This is a genomic window from Streptomyces sp. NPDC001373 (genome assembly GCF_042895815.1).
In the GTDB taxonomy this organism is placed as follows: domain Bacteria; phylum Actinomycetota; class Actinomycetes; order Streptomycetales; family Streptomycetaceae; genus Streptomyces.
Genome location: NZ_JBIAWQ010000063.1, coordinates 1 through 1,586 on the forward strand (window position 1 = coordinate 1; position 1,586 = coordinate 1,586).

The following is a 1,586-nucleotide window of genomic DNA, read 5'->3' on the forward strand; positions in this document are numbered from 1 at the left end:
ATCGTGCCCTTGCCCTCGGCGTCGGTCTTCTCCATGTGCGGCTCCAGGAAGGCCACCGCGCTCTTCATGACCTCCGCGGACTGCAGGACGAACGGCAGCTGCATCCGACCCGAGCCGAACAGCTCGCCGACGACCTTCATCCCCTCCAGCAGCGTGTCGTTGACGATGTCCAGGGCCGGGCGGGTCCGCAGGGCCTCGTCGAGGTCGGCCTCCAGACCGTTCTTCTCCCCGTCGATGATCCGCCGCTGGAGGCGCTCCTCCAGCGGAAGGGCGAGGAGCTCCTCCGCCTTGCCCGCCTTCATCGACTTCGTGTTGACGCCCTCGAACAGGGCCATCAGCTTCTGCAGCGGGTCGTAGCCGGCCTCACGCCGGTCATAGATCAGATCCAGGGCCGTGCGGACCTGCTCCTCGTCGAACCGGGCGATCGGCAGGATCTTCGACGCGTGCACGATCGCCGAGTCCAGACCCGCCTTCACACACTCGTCCAGGAACACCGAGTTCAGCAGGATCCGCGCCGCCGGGTTCAGACCGAAGGAGATGTTCGACAGACCCAGCGTCGTCTGCACCTGCGGATGACGGCGCTTGAGCTCACGGATCGACTCGATCGTCGCGATCCCGTCCTTGCGGGACTCCTCCTGACCCGTGCAGATCGTGAACGTCAGCGTGTCGATCAGGATGTCCGACTCACGGATCCCCCAGTTCGACGTCAGATCCTCGATCAGACGCTCCGCGATGGCCACCTTGTGCTCGGCCGTGCGGGCCTGGCCCTCCTCGTCGATCGTCAGCGCGATCAGCGCCGCCCCGTGCTCCTGCGCCAGACGGGCGACCTTCGCGAAACGGGACTCCGGACCGTCACCGTCCTCGTAGTTCACCGAGTTGATGACCGCACGCCCGCCCAGCTTCTCCAGACCCGCCCGGATGACCGCAACCTCCGTCGAGTCCAGAACGACCGGCAGCGTCGAAGCCGTGGCGAACCGCCCCGCCAGCTCCCGCATGTCCGCGACACCGTCACGCCCCACATAGTCCACGCACAGATCCAGCATGTGCGCACCCTCACGGATCTGGTCCCGCGCCATCTCCACACAGTCGTCCCAGCGCGCCTCCAGCATCGCCTCACGGAACTTCCTCGACCCGTTCGCGTTCGTCCGCTCACCGATCGCCATGTACGAGGTGTCCTGCCGGAACGGCACCGTCTGATACAACGAGGCCGCACCCGCCTCGGGCCGGGGATCACGCACGGTGACCGCGGCACCCCGCACCCGCTCCACGACCTGCCGCAGATGCTCAGGAGTGGTGCCACAGCAACCACCCACCAGCGACAGCCCGTACTCCCGCACGAACGTCTCCTGCGCGTCCGCCAGCTCCGACGCCGACAGCGGGTAGTGCGCCCCCTCCTTCGTCAGCACCGGCAGACCCGCGTTCGGCATGCACGACAGCGGGATACGGGCATTACGGGCCAGATAGCGCAGATGCTCACTCATCTCCGCCGGACCCGTCGCACAGTTCAGACCGATCATGTCGATCCCCAACGGCTCCAACGCCGTCAGCGCCGCACCGATCTCCGAACCCAGCAGCATCGTGCCGGT

Annotated in this window: 1 protein-coding gene; it reads right to left on the bottom strand. The window is 67.0% G+C overall.

Annotated elements, in window-relative coordinates; translation table 11 throughout:
- Positions 1–1,586, bottom strand: a 1,586-nt coding sequence (locus tag ACFY15_RS36865) for a dihydropteroate synthase (RefSeq protein ID WP_390827084.1), incomplete at both ends; no start/stop codon positions are given.